Here is a 16924-nt window from a genome sequence, read left to right on the forward strand (position 1 = left end):
TAACTGGGAGATCGTGCATGCAGATCGAGGGAAGCGTCTTCGTCGTCACCGGAGCTGGGAACGGCATCGGACGATGCGTCGCCTTGGAGCTGATCGCCCGCGGCGCGATCGTGGTCGGCGCTGATCGTGACGAGCAGGCGCTGGCCGCCACCGCCGCACTGGTCACCGACCGTGACCGCTTCACCGCCCACCCGATCGATATTTGCGACCGTGACGCCGTGGCCGCGTTCCCCGACAGCGTGATCGCCGCACACGGACAAGTCGACGGCCTGTTCAACATCGCGGGAATCGCCCAGGAACTCCAGACCGTCGCGGACCTCAGCGACGCTCGCATCGAAACGCTGATGCAGGTGAACTTCTTCGGCGCGGTGTGGATGTCGCGGGCCTTCCTCCCGCACCTGCTGCAACGCCCCCGAGGCGTCATCATGAACACCTCGAGCCTGTCCGCGATCGTTCCGGTGCCCGGCTCAGCGGTGTACGGCGCGTCCAAGGCCGCGCTCGCCCTGTTCAGCTACGGCCTGTCGCAGGATTTGCGTGGCCGCTCGAATGTCACGGTGACCACGGTGCTTCCGGGTTCGGTCTGGACCGACCTGGTGCGCAAGGTGGCCCAGCAAATGGGTGCGCCGGAGTGGCTCGCCAAGGGATTCTCGGCCCAGCCCGAGCAGGTGGCGCGCCGCATCGTCGATACGACCGCGAAGGGTAGGGGCCGTGTCGTGATAGGCAAGGACGCCCACGTCTACAACGCGGTCCGACGGCTCAGCACCCGACTGGCCGATCGGCTGTCGTACCTGCAGGTCGGTCACGGTGTCTACCCCAAGCGCACCGCACCCGCCCGCGGCAACTGACCACACCTGGCCGCGGTGGGCTTCCCGAGCGATTGAGCCCCCGGTGTCAGCTGGTGGACCCCTCCGTGGGCTGCAAGCGCAACGAGATCGAGTTGATGCAGTAGCGCTGGTCGGTGGGGGTGGGGTAGCCCTCGCCCTCGAAGACATGTCCGAGGTGGCTGTGGCAGTTCGCGCAGACCACCTCGACCCGGTGCATACCCAAGGTCTCGTCGGCTTTCAGGATCACCGCGGCGGAATCGGCTGGATCGAAGAAGGACGGCCAACCGCAGTGCGAGTCGAATTTCTCTGTGCTGCGGAATAATTCGGCGTCGCAGGCGCGACAGGTGTAGAGACCCTCGGTCTTGGTATCGGTGTATTCGCCGATGAACGGACGCTCGGTGGCAGCCTCGCGCAGGACCGCGTATTCCTCGGGGTCCAGTTTCGCCCGCCATTGCTGCGGCGTCAGCTGGATACGCGGCGTGGGCAACGAAGTATCGGAACTCATGGCTCCACGCTAATGGGTTCGGCCGGTGCGCGCCGTGAGCGGTGCGTCACCGGCCGATAACTTACTTGAGCGCGGGCTCACGATCCTCGACCGGCGCCACCGGATCCTCGCGGGGCGAAGGGGTGTCCTCGATCGGCGCGACGGGCGCTGGTTCGTCGGTGCCGTCCCGCGAATCGGGCGCACTCGTGATCCACGTCGGGTCGATCCCGAGGTGCAGCCTGCCCTCGCGACGCGCGGCCAGGTAGCGGTCACCGAGCACACAGAACACGACGATGAGCAGCAGCCCCCAACCGAAGGTCACCCGCAGGTATTCGAGGTTGCGACCGACGCCCTGCCAGCGATCCGAGAGCCACTTGTCGTAGGTCATGAACCCGAAGATCGCCAGCCACGCGGGCCAGTTACGCAGCACCGAATTACGCAGCACCACGGTCATCAGGAACGGGAATACCATCATCGAGTAGTACATCTGGCCCAGCGAGGGCAGCAGGAACCACGCGGTGAGCAGCACACCGGAGAACGTGGTGACGAAGAACAGCTCGTCATGGCGGTAGTACCGCCACAGCAGCCACAGCGACACCGCCACCACGCCGGCCATCACGACCTTTACCAGCAGGGTCAGCCAGTCCGGCAATCCGTAGTAGAGCCCGTTGCCCCCGATCGAACTATTGAAGTAGTCGCGCGTCTCAGCCAGATACGGCATAACGACGGTGACGAACTTCTCGGGGTCCGCCGACAGCGGCCAGGCTATCGCGGTGAGCAGCAACGGCACACCGAGCGCGGTGATGAACACCTTCCACTGGCCGCGAACGGCCGCGACGAGCAGCAACGGCGCCAGCGTCGGCTTGACCGCGATGCTCAAACCGAGTGCCACACCGGCCCAGAGATCCCGACGGGCCAGCAGCAGCGTGATGAACAGCAACTCGGCCAGCAGCAGACAACCGTTGACGTTGGTGAAGACCAACGTATTGGTCACCGTCTCGGAGGCGAACATCGCCAGCAGCAGCGCGGGCGCGGCGATCGAGCCGAGACCGAACTTGAACAGGCGAAGCAGCAGGTACCAGGCCAGCAGGATCGCGACCGCGTTGAGCCCGATGAACAGCCAACGCGACAGTTCGTAGTCGATCACCGCCACCGGCGCGATCAGCAGCGTGCCGCTCGGATAGTAGAGATAATGCGGGTCGACCGACGAGAAATCGGCGGTGTACAAAGGCCTGCCGTTCAGGAACTCGAACGAGGCGTTGTACACGGGCCGGTAGTCGTCGGTGACGAAACCGTTGATCGCCTTGATGAAGACGCGGTTCAGCACCATCATGACCGCGAAGGGCCAGAGCGCGAACTTGATCACCTCTGCGGAGGTGCGAGCGGTACGAGGCTCGAGCTGTCGGAACAACACTGGGGCACGGTACACCGGATCGGGTTGCGATGGTGTCGCCGGACCCGGATGACGCGCCGGAACCGGGCGGTTGCCCCGAGGAGGATCAGGCCGGGCAGGCGCCGCCGTCGGCGGGCAGCTTCGCCTCCGCGAGGTAGTCGTTGACCGCCTTCTGCGCGCATCCGGAGTGGGGGACGACCGGATGCCCCCAGCCCTGCCAGGTCATCGTGGCGTGCCGGGCACCCGCCGAGCCGAGCGCGCCGGTCACCGAGGCGGCGGCCCCGCCGACGACCGGATCGGCGGCACCGGCGAACACCAGCACCGGCAGGTCGAGTTTCGTCGGCAGCGGCGCCGCGGTGGAGACCGGCCAGGCAGAACAGACCATCAGCCCGATGGCGGCAGTGCGCCCGAATACCGGATATTTGCTCGCCCAGGTCTCGGCGAGTTCACGGGCCTTGTCCGCGGTCGGAGGCTGCTGGCTGTCGGTGCACCGGTTGACGAACTCGCCGTCGGAGGTGATCGCGGCGGCCTCGCGCACGACCATGGCCGAGAGCGGTCCGCGATCGCCACGGTCGGCGGCGGCCAGGATGTCGGCCAGGGCGGTGACCCGATTCGCCTGATCACCGCGGGGACTGGACAGGAAACCGGTGAGCGCGGTCGACAGGTCCGCGGCCGAGATCTCGCCGAGCCCGCCGCTGCTCGCCTTGCCCATCAGCGCGACGATCGCCGCACGCGGATCGGCCCCGAGTGCGCAGTTGGCGGCCTTACAGCGCTGCGCGAACGCGGTGAGGGCCGCTTCGGCGCCGGTGACGCGCGCCTCGGCCATGGTGGTGGCGTCGGCGCCGACCGGTTCGGGGGCGTCGAGCACGAGTCGGGCCAGGTGGTCGCCGTAGCGGCGGGCGTAGCTCAGGGCCACCTTGGCGCCGTTGCCCGTGCCGAGCAGGTTGATCTTGTCCACCTGCCACTGCTTGCGCAGCTGTTCGATGTCGTCGGCGGCGTGCGGTGCGTCGAACGTGCCTTCGTAGGGCTGCAGGAAATCGCGGCAGGCGATGGTGGCGTCCTGGCTGAAGCCCGCGACGGCACCGACCTGATCGGCGTTGCCCACTCCGGTCTGGCCGAGGTCGGTCATCACCGCGCGCAGCTGCGCCGGAATGCAGTCGATGGGCTGGGAGGCGCCGATGCCACGCCGGTCCACCGCGACGATCGGCTGCGCGGCCAGCAACGCGCTGTTGGGCCCGATCGCCAGACCGGCCAGCGTCGAGGCCGACGAACGGTCCGAACCGGAGGTGAGCACCAGCGGGGCCGCGTCGGCGGGTGTCTGTGGCAAACGGGCACGCAGGGCGCCGGCGCGGAAGGTGCCGAGCACGGTGCCCGCGGTGTCGATCGGCGTCGAGAACTCGGCGCAGTCGAGGACCAGACCCGCGGGGGCGGCGCCGAAGTCGAGCGAGCTCAGGGTGGCCGCGGTGCAATCACGCCAGGCGAGATCGGTTTCGGGCACCTCCGCCTTGGCCAGATCCTGCGGCGCGGGCGCTTCGGTCTGGGCGCCGCCTGCCCCCGGGCGCTCGACGGCGACGACGGGCCGATCCGACGGTCCGGCGCCACAGCCCGCGAGCATGATCGACAGTGTCGCGGCCGTCGCCGCGGCCCGAGTCCAACGCATGCGCTACACACTGCCAGGTTCGGCGCCAGGTTTCATCGACGGGCCCAGCGGGCCAGAACGGTGCCGTCCTCGGCGAGCACCAACTGCTTGCGGGCCATCGGCAGGTCGAATGAGCTCGCCGACAGCGAGATTCGCCCGCCCGTGCCCCCCACCAGCATCGGGGCGGTGGTCAGGCACAGTTCGTCCACCACACCGGCCTCGGCCAGCTGCCCGAACAGATGGGGTCCGCCTTCACACAGCACTCGGTACAGACCGCGCTCGGCGAAAACCCGGATCAGCGCGGCAGGCATGATCGCGGCCTCACCGGCGACCACCACCTGCGCGCCCGCGTCCTCCAGCGCGCTGACCTGCTCCGGGTCCGCATGACTGGTCGTGATGATCAGCGGTGGCACCTCGGCGTCGGTGAAGAATTTCGCACCGGGATCGAGCTTGGCGGTGGCGGTGACCACCGCGATCGGTGGCGGGGTGCCATCGGGGTGACCACCGATTCCTTGTCGGTGGTGCGCGATGCGCCGTTGCGGGTCGGGGTGCGCACCGCCGTAGTTCTCCGCGCGCAGGGTGCCCGCGCCGATCACGACCACGTCGGCCAGTTCGCGCAGCACCGTGAACACCGTCTTGTCCGCTTCGGTGCCCAACCCCTCGGACACACCGTCGATGGTGAACGCACCGTCGACGCTGCTCACGAAGTTCGCCCGTACCCACGGTGCGTCCAGATGCCGCGGATAGGCATAGCACCTGGCCAGTGCGTCGGGGTCGAGGTCTGCGAGCTGGGTCACATTGTGGATACGCTGCATAGGGATCGATGCAACCACGTCCGTACGATTTGTCCATGCAAGAACGCCTCGTCGATCGCCATCCGGAGGTCCCAGCCGACCAACTCGTCGCGCAGATGGTGCCCCCGCCCATGTTCGACGAGGTCAGCTTCGCCTCCTACATCCCCGACCCCAAGGAACCGAGCCAGTCGGCCGCGGTCGCCAAGGCGGAGGACTTCGCAGGTCAGGTGGCGAAAATCCACAAGGCCAACTCGAAGAAGAGCCTCTTCGGCAAGAAGAAGGCAGTGTCGGGCGCGGGTCTGTATCTCGACGGCGGCTTCGGTGTGGGCAAGACCCACCTGCTCGCCTCGATCTTCCACAGCTCCCCGGCGCCCAAGTCGTTCGGCACCTTCGGCGAGGTCACCAACCTGGTCGGCGCGCTGGGCTTCAACAACGCCGTCGAGCGGCTCTCGGCCAACAGCGTGCTGTGCATCGACGAGTTCGAACTCGACGATCCGGGCGACACGATGCTGGTCTCGCGACTGCTCACCGAACTCTCGGCCCGTGGCGTGTCCATCGTGGCGACCTCCAATACGCTGCCCGGCCAGCTGGGCGAGGGTCGTTTCGCGGCCTCGGACTTCCTGCGCGAGATCAAGAAGCTCGGCTCGATCTTCGATCCGGTGCGCGTCGACGGCCCCGACTACCGCCACCGCGACTTGCCGCCCGCCCCGGAACCCACTTCGACCGAGCTGCTCGTCGAGCGTGCCGTGCTCACCCCGGGTTCCACGCTCGACGAATTCGACGTGCTGCTGAAGCATCTGAGCACGCTGCATCCGTCGAAGTACGGTGCCTTGATCCAGGGCGTGGCGTCGGTGTTCATCTCCGATGTGCACACCGTGACCGATCAGGCCGTCGCGCTGCGCGTGGTCGTGCTGGCCGACCGCCTCTACGACGCGAGCATCCCGGTGACGGTCTCGGGCGTCAAGCTCGACGAGATCTTCTCGAAGGAGATGCTCGACGGCGGTTACCGCAAGAAGTATCTGCGCGCGATCTCGCGTCTGCTGGCGCTGTCGCGTTTCGAGGCCGCTGCGGCATAACCTTCGGCCGCGACGGGTCATCGGCCCGTCGCGGCGCCGGTCAGACGAGCGTCACAGCGCGCGTTCGAAGACGAAATCGGAGTGCAGCTGGCTGCCGACCGTGAAGGTCTTGGTCCCCACCTGCCGAAAACCGTGCTTGGCGTAGAACTTCTGCGCGCGCTCGTTGGCCTGGTTGACCCCGAGCCACACCGTGCCTGCCCCGGAGTCTCTCGCGGTGTCGACCGCGGCTTCCATCAGCGCCGCGGCGACACCGCTGCCGTGGTGCCCGGGCAGCACATACATCTTGCTCAGTTCGACGACCTCGCCCGCGCTCACCTGCGCGTCGACCTCCGGGTCGCTCGGCCTGCCCATGATCAGCATGGCGTAGCCGACGATCTCGTCACCCTCGACGGCCTTGAGCACGGTCCTGGCCGGGTCGGACAGATATTCGCCGAAGCGTTCGCCCGAGAGCATCTGCTCGAGGAAGATCTCGATATCGCCCGCGGTGGCCTCGGGCGGGCAGGCGAGCGGGAAAGTCGCGGCGGCGACATCGCTGAGTGCCTCGGCATCCCAGAGCCCGGCTCGGTCGACGACAACGGAACTGTTGGTCATCCTTCCAGTACAGCACGGGTCGCTCAGGGGCAGTGTGACTGTGGCCTGCACAGTGCGGTGGCACCGGGCCTACGTTGCCGAGTACTCTCCGTCGCATGACGAGCGGTAGCCGCATCGGGATCGTCGGTGCGGGAGTGGCAGGTTTGGCCTGCGCGAAGGTATTGAGTCAGGCGGGGTTCCCGGTCGAAGTCTTCGACCGGGCCCCCGACGTCGGCGGGGTGTGGAGTGCCACCCGCCGGTATCCGGGACTTCGCGCGCAGAACAGCAAGTCCACGTACGCGTTCAGCGATCACCCGATGCCCGAAGATTTTCCCCGCTGGCCGGACGGTCAGCAGATGCAGGCCTACCTGGCCGGATATGTGCAGGAGTTCGGCCTCGGCCCGCACCTGCGCCTCGGCACCGAGGTGGTGGCGGCCGACCCGGTCGACAGCGGCTGGTTGCTCGAGATCCGCGACCAGATGGGCGGGCACCGCACCACCTGCGATCACCTGATCGTCGCCAACGGCGTCTACAGCGACCCGGTGCTGCCCGACCTGCCGGGCGCCGCGGCTTTCCGTGCCGCGGGCGGGCGACTGTGCCATGTCTCGGAATTCCACGATGTCGAGCAGGCGCGCGACCGCTCGGTGGTCGTGCTCGGCTACGGCAAGTCCGCGTGTGATGTGGCCGAGGCCGTGAGCCATATCGCCGACGAGACCACCGTGGTGGCGCGCAGACTCACGTGGAAGATGCCGCGCAAACTCGGCTTCGGCGTCGACTACGAGCGACTGCTGCTGACCCGCGCGGGTGAGGCGCATTTCTCCTCCCGCTTCCCGCGCCGCACCGAACGACTGCTCGACCGCCTCGCGCTGCGCCAGGCGAACATGGACCTGCTGCAAGAGCGGGTGACGCGCAAGCTGCGGCTGCGGGAGCTCGACCTGCTGCCGACGGGTCCGATCTCCGAGATCGGCACCAGCAGCGCGAGCTTGGCCACCGAAGGCTTCGCCGAGCAGGTCGAGGCGGGCCGGATCAGCGTGCACCGCGACACCGAGATCACCGAATTGATCGGTGGCCCGCACGGGCCCGCGGTGCGCTTGGCCGACGGCAGCCTGAAACTGGCCGAGATCGTCGTCTGTGCCACCGGATACCGGCAGGAGGTGCCGTTCCTCACCCCGTTCGTCCGGCGCGCCCTCACCGACGAGGTGAGCGACTTCCGGCTCTACCGCCACATCCTGCCGGTGGAGGTCCCCAACCTGAGCTTCGCCGGCTACAACAGCTCCCATGCGAGTGCCCTCAGCGCCGAGGTGGGCGCGCACTGGATCGCCGGGCTGCTCACGGGCAGGTTCGTGCCGCCGATGGCCGAGCTGATGAACAACGATATCGACGCGCGCCTGGAGTGGTCGCGCGAGCGCAGCGACGGTAACCACGCGCACGGTGCCTCGGTGGTCCCGTTCTCGCTGGCCAATATCGACGAGATGCTCGACGATCTCGGCACGCCGCTGCCGCTGCTGTCGCGGCTGGCACAGTGGGTGCGACCCGTGCGGCCACCGTCCTACCGCGGGGTGTTGCGCAATCGCGCGGTGGCCGCTCCCGTGGCGCCGACCCCGGCGTCCGTAGCGGAGCGGTAGCCGACACGCCGGATCGCCGTCGGCAACGCTTGGCGGCGATCGGTGCGTTGGTCATAATCCTCGCGTGGACGCGCTGGATCTGAACCTACTGCTCGCTCTCGACGCGCTGCTCGACACCAACAGCGTGACCGAGGCGGCCCGGCGACTGAATACCTCGACCTCGGCGATGAGTCGCACCCTCACCCGGCTGCGCGAGGTGCTCGGCGATCCGCTGCTCGTTCGCTCCGGCAGACAGATGGTGCCGACTCCGCGAGCGCTGGAACTGCGCCACGATGTGGCGAGCCTGGTCGATCAGGGACGGTTGCTGCTCACCGCCCGCGACGGACACGGGCCCGGCAGGCATCGTGATTTCGTTGTCCGGGTGGGTGATTCGGTGGGCGCGAGCCTGTCCGGTCCACTGCTGGCCGCGGTAAACACACAGCTACCAGGGGTGACGGTGCGGCTGCTCGCGGCCGACGCCGCCGACGGTGCGGTGGCGTTGCGCGACGGCCGGGTCGACGTCGAAGTCGGCATGATCGGGCAGACCGATCCGGAAACGGTGGTCAAGCGCCTGTTCACCGACCGCTGGATCGGTGTGGCCGCGCCGGACCACCCGTTCGCCACCGACCGCCCCACCGTCGCCGCCTACGCCTCGGCCCGCCATCTGGAGGTTTCCCCCACCGGTCGCACCCACGGCCCGATCGACGACCGCCTCGCCCTGCACGGGCGCACTCGCCGCGTGGTCGCCACCGTCGCCGACCTGCCCACCGCGCTGCTCACCCTCACCTCGACCGAATTGGTCTGCCCCGCACCGGAACTACTGTCCCGAGCCGCACGCACCGCGCTCGGCTTGGCGATGTTCGAGATCCCGCTGCCGCTGCCCGCCCCCGTCGTCGCCATGGCGTGGCATCCCCGCAACACCGCCGACGCGGGCCATCGTGCCCTGCGCGACCTGATCGGCACCGTCCTGCGCGAACCACCGAAACCGGACGTCGACCCTGGTCTCGTCCCGCTGGCAACGCCCGCCTGACAGTCACGGGTCGCGGAGCACTCGTCAGCCGCTCTCGCGTCGTCGAGCGAACGCGGAGGTACGTCAGATTTCGGATGGTCGGGGCGAAACCGGCGACCGGCTCGTAACAGCGATCGTCGGCGGATGCCGGAGCGAGGTGGCGGTCCGCCGATAGGCACAGCTGCGACAGCGTTCCTCAGTCGCGCATGGCCGGAGCGCAGGCGGAGGTACGCCTAACCGAGGTCCGGGGTGGGTGGGCCGAATACGTCGCGGCGGCCCGGTGGGAGGCCGGCCGAGCGTTTCAGCTCGTCGAGCATGGCCTGCAGCTTGTCGACGTGCGCGCGTTCGATGTCGAAGGCACGGTAGGTGCCCGTAACGGTGATTCCGGCGGAGTCGGTGGCGGTCGGCGGAATCGGGTCGGAGACAGGGCGTTCGAGGGGATCGGGGGTGCTCGTCGACATGCCACGACCGGTCGGCAGGCCGAGGGTCGGTGGATCTGAGTTGTCGAAGTCGTCGGCTGGGCGATCGTGGTTCGTGAGCGGCGCGTGGTTCGACAGGCCGTTGTGGTCGGGCAGTCCGCCGGTGTTCGTCGGTCGATCCGTGCTCGACGGCCGATTCGGGTATGCCGGGCTGTCGCTGAGATCCGGTGCGCCGTTGACGTGCGATGAGCTGGGGATGCGCGTGGAATCCACCGGGACGTGGTTCGGCTGGGTGGTGAGTTCTGTCGGCGGGGTCAGACGTGCGGGCGGGCCCGAGACGGTCGGCGGCTCGGGGGTTTCGCCGGTGGTCAGGCGGTCGCGGGGGGTGAAATCGTCGAAGAGGGAATCGGAGCGGCGCGCGGAGTCGGTGGTGAAGCCGTTGCGGGCGTGTCCGTTCAGGTCCGGGCTAGCTGGTGAGGGTGCCGGATCGTCCGAGAAGGACCAGTGGATGCCGTTGGCGGTGTTCTCCGCGGGCCGCGCGACCGCTGACGCATCGGATCGAGCGGGGAATCCGGGGGAGTGCGCCTCGAATCCGTTGACCGGCTTACCGTTCGGCGCCGCAGCGGCACGGTCACCCGTCGTGAATCCCGAGGAGAGGTGGTCGTTCGCCGTGTGGGTGGGGTGCGCCGACGCGGACCGTGCGACACCGTTCCCGTTGCTGGACTGCGCATCCGGCGACGGAGTGCTGAGTCTGTCGGCTCCTGTGGCCGAGCTCTCCGGCGGCTTCTTGACCGGGCGGGCTCGCTCGATAACGGCTTCGGGGTCGATTCCCGCCGTCAGCGGATCTGCAGCCTCTGCCGTGGCCCGCACCGACTGCGCTTCGCCCGGGACATCCTGCGTCGCACCGGAACTGAGCCCGTTCCCGTTCACACCACCGATCGTCACGTCACCCGCACGCACGACAGTGCTCACATCGGCACTCCCGGGCAGGGCTGAGCTCGCAGCCGGCGTCGCTGTCTCGACATCCGCGCGGTCGAGATCTGACGTGGGCGCGCGATCCTCGGAGAGCACCGCCGCGGTGGTCTTCGCAGACGTCGGCGCACTCGTTCCGGATGTGTGATCGCCAGCGGGTGCCGTCAACACCGTTCCGATCACCGCGGGCACCGGAGTGCCGTTTCGTCGGGACGCGATGTCGCCGGACACGCGATGCGCGGTGCCGTTGGTCCCGTTCGTCGACGTCGCGTTGCCGACCGAGGCAGCCGCGACCCTCTCACCGGAGGCAGCGCCGTTGCCGGAGGCCACTGCCCCGCTGAGCCGGGTAGGCGCGGGCCGCCGACTCGGTGTCGTCGGTTCCCCACCGGCGCCGTTGCCACCGGCCGCGACGGCCGAGTCACTGTCGAACGAGATCGGTTGGCCGAAGGGCGCCACCGCCTCGGCCGAGGCGGGACGCGGGATCGGCGCCGCGGCCAATGCGGTGGGATCGCCGAGGTGGTCGGTGGTCGGCCGGGCGGGGGAGCTGCGACGTTCGAGCGGTGGCCGGGAGCCGTCGATATCGCGGTTCTGGTGGGGCGCTAAGGGATCGGCGACCGGCTGGTGGTCGTCGAGTCCGTCGGCGGCGCGTTCGGCGGCCTCCGCGGCTTCGCGGACCTCGCGGCGGCTGCGCGTGCCCCGCGCCGGAGCACCGGAATCGGGCTCGCCCTCGTTGTCGAGGGCGTCGAGGCGCGAGCTCAGGCGGGAAATGTCCTGTGACGCACGGAATGCCCAGGATTCCAGGCGCCGGATCCGGATGTGGTCGGGCAGATCCTCGTCGACCGGGAAGGTGGGCACATCGAGCTGGACCCGCGCGGCGACGATATCGAGCTTGTCGCTGACTTCGCGCAGCGCCGTGGCGATACTCGCCAGCATCGACCCGATGGACTCGTCGTGCTCAGCGTGGTTCATGCACACCCTACTTCCCGTGGTCGCCCGAGCGTGCCCGCCTCGGCCGCAGCGATCATATCCACCGGGGCAACAGCACGTGTTGTCGTGACCGCTTACGCGACGCGCCGAACTGATGCGAAATCAGGATGAAACGGACATGCAACAGGCCGGGTCTGTGTATCGAAATGATCAAGATCTAGGCGTCTTTGTGCGACGTTGACACAATGAAATGGCTTGATATACAAGCAGAGTCGCATTTGTGATCTCAATCACCGGTCGGTGACGCACCCGAGCGCGGGTCAAGGGGGCTGGCGCCTTGGCGATGGCTGCGGGAACCTGATGTCCGGGACGTGTGCGTGAGCGTACGGCAGGTCCGTTGGTGAGGGAGTGATGGTGTGAGGACGAAGCGGCTGAGCGAGACCCAGGTGGCGTGTGGACGACAAGCGCTGCTCGACGAACTGGGTATTTCCGAGGGCAGCCGCCGCGCCGTCACCGAACGCACCGGGTATGGCTGTGGGTGCCCCGAATGCGCTGCGATGCAATGGAATACGCAGCGTCTCGAACACTGGATCTGTGGCAGGCTCACGGCCGCGGGAGCTGACGAGGCCGAGGTCGACGCCCGGATCGACGATATCCCCGTCGATATCTACTGGCGCCGCGGCGACCGGCGCTGCGTGGTCGAGCTGCGCAGCGGCCCACTCGACATCACCGCGGCCCGCGCGCACCGGAAACGCTTGCAGGCGGCCGGAATCGACGATGTGCTGTGGGTATGCCCGCAGGGTTTCTGGGTGCCGCTGGTCCCCGCGGTCGGCCTCGCCGATTTCGCACCCGCGGCCGCCGACTACCGCATCGACCAGGGCATGCTCGCCGCGGGCGAGCGCGGTTTCGCCGCGCCGGCTCGGGGCACCACGGAGTTGCGCGATTTTCTCGAAGGTTGGGTGTCCGGCGAAATCCACTGGGGACACGCGGATCTCACGACAGGGGGGTGGTCCGACGTGGGCACTTGGGAACGGCACACCGCGGCACAGGCCGCGATGATCGAGCACCAGCGCACGGAGTTGCGCGATCAGCGGGTGGAGCTGGCGGTATCGCGCCAGGCCGTGCGCGACAAGCAGCGGCTGGTCGGCCGCCTGCACCACCGGATCGATCGGGCCGGGGTGAACGCCGATGCCGAAGCCATCACGATGGCCGGACTGCGCAGCGAAATCGTTGCCCAGCAGCGCGTCGCGGCGAGCCTGCGCGCGAGCATCGGGCGGATGGATCGGACCTTGAATCAGTGGCAGTGGCTCACCTGCTGCGCGATGCTGTTGGTCCTTACGGTGATGGTCGGTGCGATGGTGATGCGCTGAGCCGCATCGGTAACCGGTCCCACTGCCAGTTGTTGCGCAGGACGAGACCGGCCAGGTCGAGGAGATCGAGGCCGGTTTCCGCGCTGGCTGTAGCCAGCGCCTGCCGATCGTAGGGGCCCTGTTCGAGGTCGGTGGCCAGCCGTTCCTCGATCGAGGTGTCGACGGTGCGCGCCGCGAGCTGGGATGTACCGAGCGCACTGCCGGTCCAGGCGAGCCAGCCCCAGCCGTGCTCGCGTGCGTAGTCGCGGCCGAGCTCGCTCTGGATCCGGTTGTGGTGGAAGGCGATGCGGCCCAACGGGACCACGTCGACGAGTACGGTGCGGCCGTCGGTGAGCTGCGCGGCGACCGCCGGATAGTGGACCTGGTCCTCGCCGCCGAAGGCGTAGGTGAGCGCGGTCGGCTCTTCCTGGAACGCCGCCACGGCCGGGTCGGCGTCGAGGGTTCGGAGCAGCCGGGCGGCCATCGCGGAGTCGTAGGCGACGTCGCGGCCCGCCTTCGCCAAGTAGAACCGTCCGCGGTCGGCGTCGTCACCGTCGGCCACGCGTGCCGACTCGGTGGGGATCGGGGCGACGGACCCGGTCGACCACTCGACGTCGGCCAGTAGCGCCCGCAGATCGTCGGCGCCCTCCTCGGGGACCTGCAGCTTGGCCAGAATGCTGGCAGTCTTTTTCTGCCAGCCCAGGATTCGCTGCATCACGTAGCCCGCGACCCGCTTGGCGTCGCCCTGTTCGTGGCCGGCCAGCCGGAGCTTGAGATAGGACCATTCCATGGCCACCAGGTCGGTATCGGTCGCGTAGGTCTCGGCCAGCAGCATGCGCACCAGGCGCAGATCCCCCGCCTCGACCGGATAGCGGTGCGCGAACACCCGCGCCGACCGGTGTCCCGAGCGGGCGGCTTCACGCACGATCCGCCCGATCGCTTTGGTGTAGAGCTGGCGGACCCGGTCGCGGGCCAGGTCGTAACGTGCGCCGATGCGGGTGAGGGTTTCCGGACGCTGCCCGCCGATCCCGAGGCGCAACGCGACGATCCGCGCGTCGCGGGCCGCGCGTTCGGCATGGTCGGTGAGGAGTTCGCCGACCAGTTCGTCGAGTTCCTCGAGCTCGAACGAGACGTCGGCGGCGATATCGTGGCCCGGTGGCATGACGATCTCGGCACTCACAGCGGCGACCTCCCTCGCTCGATCGGGTCAGCGTAGCCGCAGGCCCCGACAACTAGAGCGAGGTCAGGTACTCGCTGTAGAACAGGCAGAGCCCAGTCGCCGACGCGATCCCGGCCAGCACCCAGAACCGGATGATCACCGCGGTCTCGGGCCAGTTGTTGAGTTCGAAGTGGTGATGGAACGGCGCCATCCGGAACAGCCGGGTGTGGGTGGTGCGGAACACCACGATCTGCAGCACCACCGACATGATCTCGGCGACGAACAACGCCCCGATCACCACCGCGAGCAGCTCGGTGCGGCTGGTGATCGACAGCCCTGCCAGCAGTCCACCCAGGCCGAGCGAACCGGTATCGCCCATGAAGATCTTGGCCGGCGCCGCGTTCCACCACAGGAACCCGATGCACGCGGCAGCGCCCGCGGCACTGACCATCGCCAGGTCCAGCGGGTCACGGACCGTGTAGCAGGCGCGTCCAGGGCTGATCTCGCACGAATTGTCGTACTGCCACAGTGTGATCACCACATACGCGCCGAGTGTGAGGCTCATCGAACCCGCCGCCAGTCCGTCGAGCCCGTCGGTGATGTTCACCGCGTTCGACCACGCGACCACCAGCAACACGATGAACGCGACGAAGAACAGCGATGCGAAGGTGATGGTGCTGATGTCGCGGACATAGGACAGGTTGCGACCGGCGGGCGTCAGCCCGGTGGCGCCGGGAAAGCGCAGCACCAGCACGGCGAACACCACCGCGGCCCCGATCTGCCCGATGTACTTGCCCGCCGCGGTCAACCCGAGATTGCGGTGCTTGCGCAGCTTGATCGAGTCATCGAGGAACCCGACCACCCCCAGCGCCGACGCCAGCAGCAGTACCAGCACCCCTGACGCGCTCGGTCCCGGCGCGTCCCACAACAACCCGATCAGATACGATCCCAGATACCCGGACCACACCCCGGCCCCGATCGCCAACCCACCCATCGTCGGCGTTCCGCGCTTGGCGTGATGGCTGGCAGGCCCGTCGATCCGGATTTCCTGCCCGAACCCCCGCCGCGCGAACACCCGGATCAAACCCGGCGTGAGAGTGATGGTGACGACAAGGGCGATCCCCGCCGCCAACAGGATCTGCCTCACTCGATTGCCCCTCCATGCCGCCGGTCCCGCACCGGGTCGCCCGGCGACGCCGTGTGCCGATACTAGGGGAGCTCACTCCCACACCGTGCCGAGAGTGATCTGGGTTACATGCCGCGGTTCACTCGGTCGATGACGCAAACAAGTCAGGCCCCCTCGAAAGGGGGCCTGACTCGATACGGTGGTGCGCGATACTGGGATTGAACCAGTGACCTCTTCCGTGTCAGGGAAGCGCTCTCCCGCTGAGCTAATCGCGCGAGGTGGAGACGGGAATCGAACCCGTGTGCACGGCTTTGCAGGCCGTTGCCTCACCACTCGGCCACTCCACCGTACAAAGGAGGATAGGGCTAGTGCCTTATCTACCTCTCGAGCGGATGACGAGATTCGAACTCGCGACCCTCACCTTGGCAAGGTGATGCGCTACCACTGCGCCACATCCGCATTTACTTCACACTTAGGGGAGCGGCTCGGCCTGGCGGCTTCGCTGCTCTCTGCGGTGCGATGAGAACATTAGCCGACGTTCGACGCAGACTACAAATCGCCTGGTAAACAGGCCTAAATGTGAATTACACGCATGTCGTCCCCGCCCACCTGAACCGATCCGCAGCCCAACACCCCCTTGATGCCCACATCATGAAACATAGATATGCGCATCTATCGATGACGCCGACTGGAGCGCCCGGCGCGGACATCGATCGCCCGCCCGCGCACACACGCGCGCGAGCGCGAGCCCTGACCCACCAGCTCGGCTCCCCTTCACCGAAACCCCGCTTCACAAGGCGATTTGGTGTCATCCCGGCCCCCCGTGCTAATGTTCCATCTCGTTCGAGCGGCTCAAAATCCGCCCGGCGCAGTGTTCGGTCCCATAGCTCAGCGGGAGAGCGTCCGCCTCACACGCGGAAGGTCGCTGGTTCGAAACCAGCTGGGACCACAGTAAAACGGCAGGTCAGAGCCCTAACGGCGATGGCCTGCCGTTTTCGTTGAATATACGTTGAATATCGTCCCGAAATCGGGACGCGGAGGCCCCGAAATTGGGAGCTCGTAGCCTGCTCGATGCGGGCCGTGGCTGTGATGCTCGTCACGCGATTTTGGGTCAATTGATCGGGCGCATGGCGGCCTCGATGTCTTCGATTGCGACTCGTATCTGGCCTCGGAACCGGTATGCGGGAAGCGAACCGTCGGCGATCATCCGTCGGATGGTGTCTGTGCTGACGCCGGCGCGTTCGGCAGCGAATTTTATCGACACGTAGCGGCTCGGGTTCAGAGTCCGCTTCGGGCTACGCCTGGACATGACCCGTTACCTCACTCGGGCGACCGTGGGTTTCGCGCAGTCTGCAGTGGTTGGTGAAGGCGCCTGTGGTCGCTGCAAAATGGCGGATCGACGCGACACGAGCACGCGGAGGTGGGAGACCGGTGGTCGGGTAGTTGAGGCCGCGGCACTGCCGGATTGCCGAGGTCGAGGCACCGATGTTCCTCGTGGCCCTTGAGGGCGTCGGTATGGCCTGCTCGAAGTTGTGCATCGTGAGACTTGCTGAATGTGCATCGGGCACCCTGTTCGCTT

The 16924-nt window shown here is 67.8% G+C and carries 14 protein-coding genes and 4 tRNA genes; 6 read left to right on the plus strand and 12 right to left on the minus strand.

The genetic code is table 11. The features are described from left to right. Positions 1-17: 17 nt before the first annotated feature. Positions 18-845 (plus strand): SDR family NAD(P)-dependent oxidoreductase, encoded by an 828-nt coding sequence (locus ACFWO8_RS07245; RefSeq protein ID WP_378945034.1) that lies wholly within the window; start codon positions 18-20, stop codon positions 843-845. 46 nt (positions 846-891) lie between these two features. On the opposite strand, the gene msrB is transcribed toward ACFWO8_RS07245, so the two are convergent. From msrB to ACFWO8_RS07265, 4 genes are all read right to left on the minus strand, one after another. Beyond that, positions 892-1329, minus strand: a complete 438-nt coding sequence (gene msrB / locus ACFWO8_RS07250; RefSeq protein ID WP_378945039.1) for a peptide-methionine (R)-S-oxide reductase MsrB — start codon at positions 1327-1329, stop codon at positions 892-894. 61 nt (positions 1330-1390) lie between these two features. Then, entirely contained in the window at positions 1391-2722 is a 1332-nt protein-coding gene (locus tag ACFWO8_RS07255) for a glycosyltransferase family 87 protein (protein WP_378945042.1), read from the minus strand. A gap of 85 nt (positions 2723-2807) precedes the next feature. Continuing rightward, positions 2808-4361, minus strand: a complete 1554-nt coding sequence (locus ACFWO8_RS07260) for an alpha/beta hydrolase (protein WP_378945046.1) — start codon at positions 4359-4361, stop codon at positions 2808-2810. A 32-nt stretch (positions 4362-4393) separates the two neighbouring features. Further along, positions 4394-5155: a pyrimidine reductase family protein gene (locus tag ACFWO8_RS07265; RefSeq protein WP_378945049.1), complete on the minus strand. Its 762-nt coding sequence runs from the start codon at positions 5153-5155 to the stop codon at positions 4394-4396. A 35-nt stretch (positions 5156-5190) separates the two neighbouring features. On the opposite strand from ACFWO8_RS07265, the gene zapE reads away from it, so the two are divergent. Further along, positions 5191-6210: a cell division protein ZapE gene (gene zapE / locus ACFWO8_RS07270; protein WP_378945054.1), complete on the plus strand. Its 1020-nt coding sequence runs from the start codon at positions 5191-5193 to the stop codon at positions 6208-6210. Positions 6211-6261: 51 nt separating this feature from the next. Here zapE and ACFWO8_RS07275 read toward each other — a convergent pair whose 3' ends face one another. Continuing rightward, entirely contained in the window at positions 6262-6801 is a 540-nt protein-coding gene (locus ACFWO8_RS07275; protein ID WP_378945058.1) for a GNAT family N-acetyltransferase, read from the minus strand. A gap of 95 nt (positions 6802-6896) precedes the next feature. Between ACFWO8_RS07275 and ACFWO8_RS07280 the strand changes: the two genes are divergently transcribed. Both ACFWO8_RS07280 and ACFWO8_RS07285 read left to right on the plus strand, forming a co-directional pair. Next, the gene (locus tag ACFWO8_RS07280; protein WP_378945061.1) at positions 6897-8405 is read left to right on the plus strand and encodes a flavin-containing monooxygenase; all 1509 of its coding nucleotides are present in this window, start codon (positions 6897-6899) and stop codon (positions 8403-8405) included. A 64-nt stretch (positions 8406-8469) separates the two neighbouring features. Beyond that, positions 8470-9414 (plus strand): LysR family transcriptional regulator, encoded by a 945-nt coding sequence (locus tag ACFWO8_RS07285; protein WP_378945066.1) that lies wholly within the window; start codon positions 8470-8472, stop codon positions 9412-9414. Positions 9415-9626: 212 nt separating this feature from the next. Here ACFWO8_RS07285 and ACFWO8_RS07290 read toward each other — a convergent pair whose 3' ends face one another. After that, entirely contained in the window at positions 9627-11753 is a 2127-nt protein-coding gene (locus ACFWO8_RS07290; protein ID WP_378945069.1) for a hypothetical protein, read from the minus strand. A gap of 374 nt (positions 11754-12127) precedes the next feature. Between ACFWO8_RS07290 and ACFWO8_RS07295 the strand changes: the two genes are divergently transcribed. Continuing rightward, positions 12128-13081: a hypothetical protein gene (locus ACFWO8_RS07295; protein ID WP_378945072.1), complete on the plus strand. Its 954-nt coding sequence runs from the start codon at positions 12128-12130 to the stop codon at positions 13079-13081. On the opposite strand, the gene ACFWO8_RS07300 is transcribed toward ACFWO8_RS07295, so the two are convergent. The 5 genes from ACFWO8_RS07300 to ACFWO8_RS07320 form a co-directional block, all read right to left on the minus strand. Then, positions 13047-14240: a hypothetical protein gene (locus ACFWO8_RS07300; RefSeq protein ID WP_378945076.1), complete on the minus strand. Its 1194-nt coding sequence runs from the start codon at positions 14238-14240 to the stop codon at positions 13047-13049. The genes ACFWO8_RS07295 and ACFWO8_RS07300 overlap by 35 nt on opposite strands. A 52-nt stretch (positions 14241-14292) precedes the next feature. Further along, a complete protein-coding gene (gene mraY, locus ACFWO8_RS07305; RefSeq protein WP_378945081.1) occupies positions 14293-15366 on the minus strand; it encodes a phospho-N-acetylmuramoyl-pentapeptide-transferase in 1074 nt (357 codons plus the stop codon). Positions 15367-15545: 179 nt separating this feature from the next. Next, positions 15546-15620 (minus strand) — tRNA-Val (locus ACFWO8_RS07310). A 1-nt stretch (position 15621) separates the two neighbouring features. Next, a tRNA-Cys gene (locus tag ACFWO8_RS07315) sits at positions 15622-15692 on the minus strand. Between the two features lie 40 nt (positions 15693-15732). Beyond that, a tRNA-Gly gene (locus tag ACFWO8_RS07320) sits at positions 15733-15804 on the minus strand. Positions 15805-16222: 418 nt separating this feature from the next. Between ACFWO8_RS07320 and ACFWO8_RS07325 the strand changes: the two genes are divergently transcribed. Further along, positions 16223-16294 (plus strand) — tRNA-Val (locus ACFWO8_RS07325). Positions 16295-16456: 162 nt separating this feature from the next. On the opposite strand, the gene ACFWO8_RS07330 is transcribed toward ACFWO8_RS07325, so the two are convergent. After that, positions 16457-16654, minus strand: coding sequence for an excisionase family DNA-binding protein (locus tag ACFWO8_RS07330; RefSeq protein WP_378945084.1), 198 nt, complete (start codon positions 16652-16654; stop codon positions 16457-16459). Positions 16655-16924: the final 270 nt, after the last annotated feature.

Source organism: Nocardia sp. NPDC058480, assembly GCF_042720495.1.
Taxonomy (GTDB): Bacteria; Actinomycetota; Actinomycetes; order Mycobacteriales; family Mycobacteriaceae; genus Nocardia.

Coding starts and splice junctions, on each gene's coding strand:
- ACFWO8_RS07260 (WP_378945046.1), bottom strand. CDS start 4,361: ATGCGTTGGACTCGGGCCGCGGCGACGGCCGCGACACTGTCGATCATG.
- ACFWO8_RS07275 (WP_378945058.1), bottom strand. CDS start 6,801: ATGACCAACAGTTCCGTTGTCGTCGACCGAGCCGGGCTCTGGGATGCC.
- msrB (WP_378945039.1), bottom strand. CDS start 1,329: ATGAGTTCCGATACTTCGTTGCCCACGCCGCGTATCCAGCTGACGCCG.
- ACFWO8_RS07280 (WP_378945061.1), top strand. CDS start 6,897: ATGACGAGCGGTAGCCGCATCGGGATCGTCGGTGCGGGAGTGGCAGGT.
- ACFWO8_RS07265 (WP_378945049.1), bottom strand. CDS start 5,155: ATGCAGCGTATCCACAATGTGACCCAGCTCGCAGACCTCGACCCCGAC.
- ACFWO8_RS07290 (WP_378945069.1), bottom strand. CDS start 11,753: ATGAACCACGCTGAGCACGACGAGTCCATCGGGTCGATGCTGGCGAGT.
- ACFWO8_RS07245 (WP_378945034.1), top strand. CDS start 18: ATGCAGATCGAGGGAAGCGTCTTCGTCGTCACCGGAGCTGGGAACGGC.
- ACFWO8_RS07330 (WP_378945084.1), bottom strand. CDS start 16,654: ATGTCCAGGCGTAGCCCGAAGCGGACTCTGAACCCGAGCCGCTACGTG.
- zapE (WP_378945054.1), top strand. CDS start 5,191: ATGCAAGAACGCCTCGTCGATCGCCATCCGGAGGTCCCAGCCGACCAA.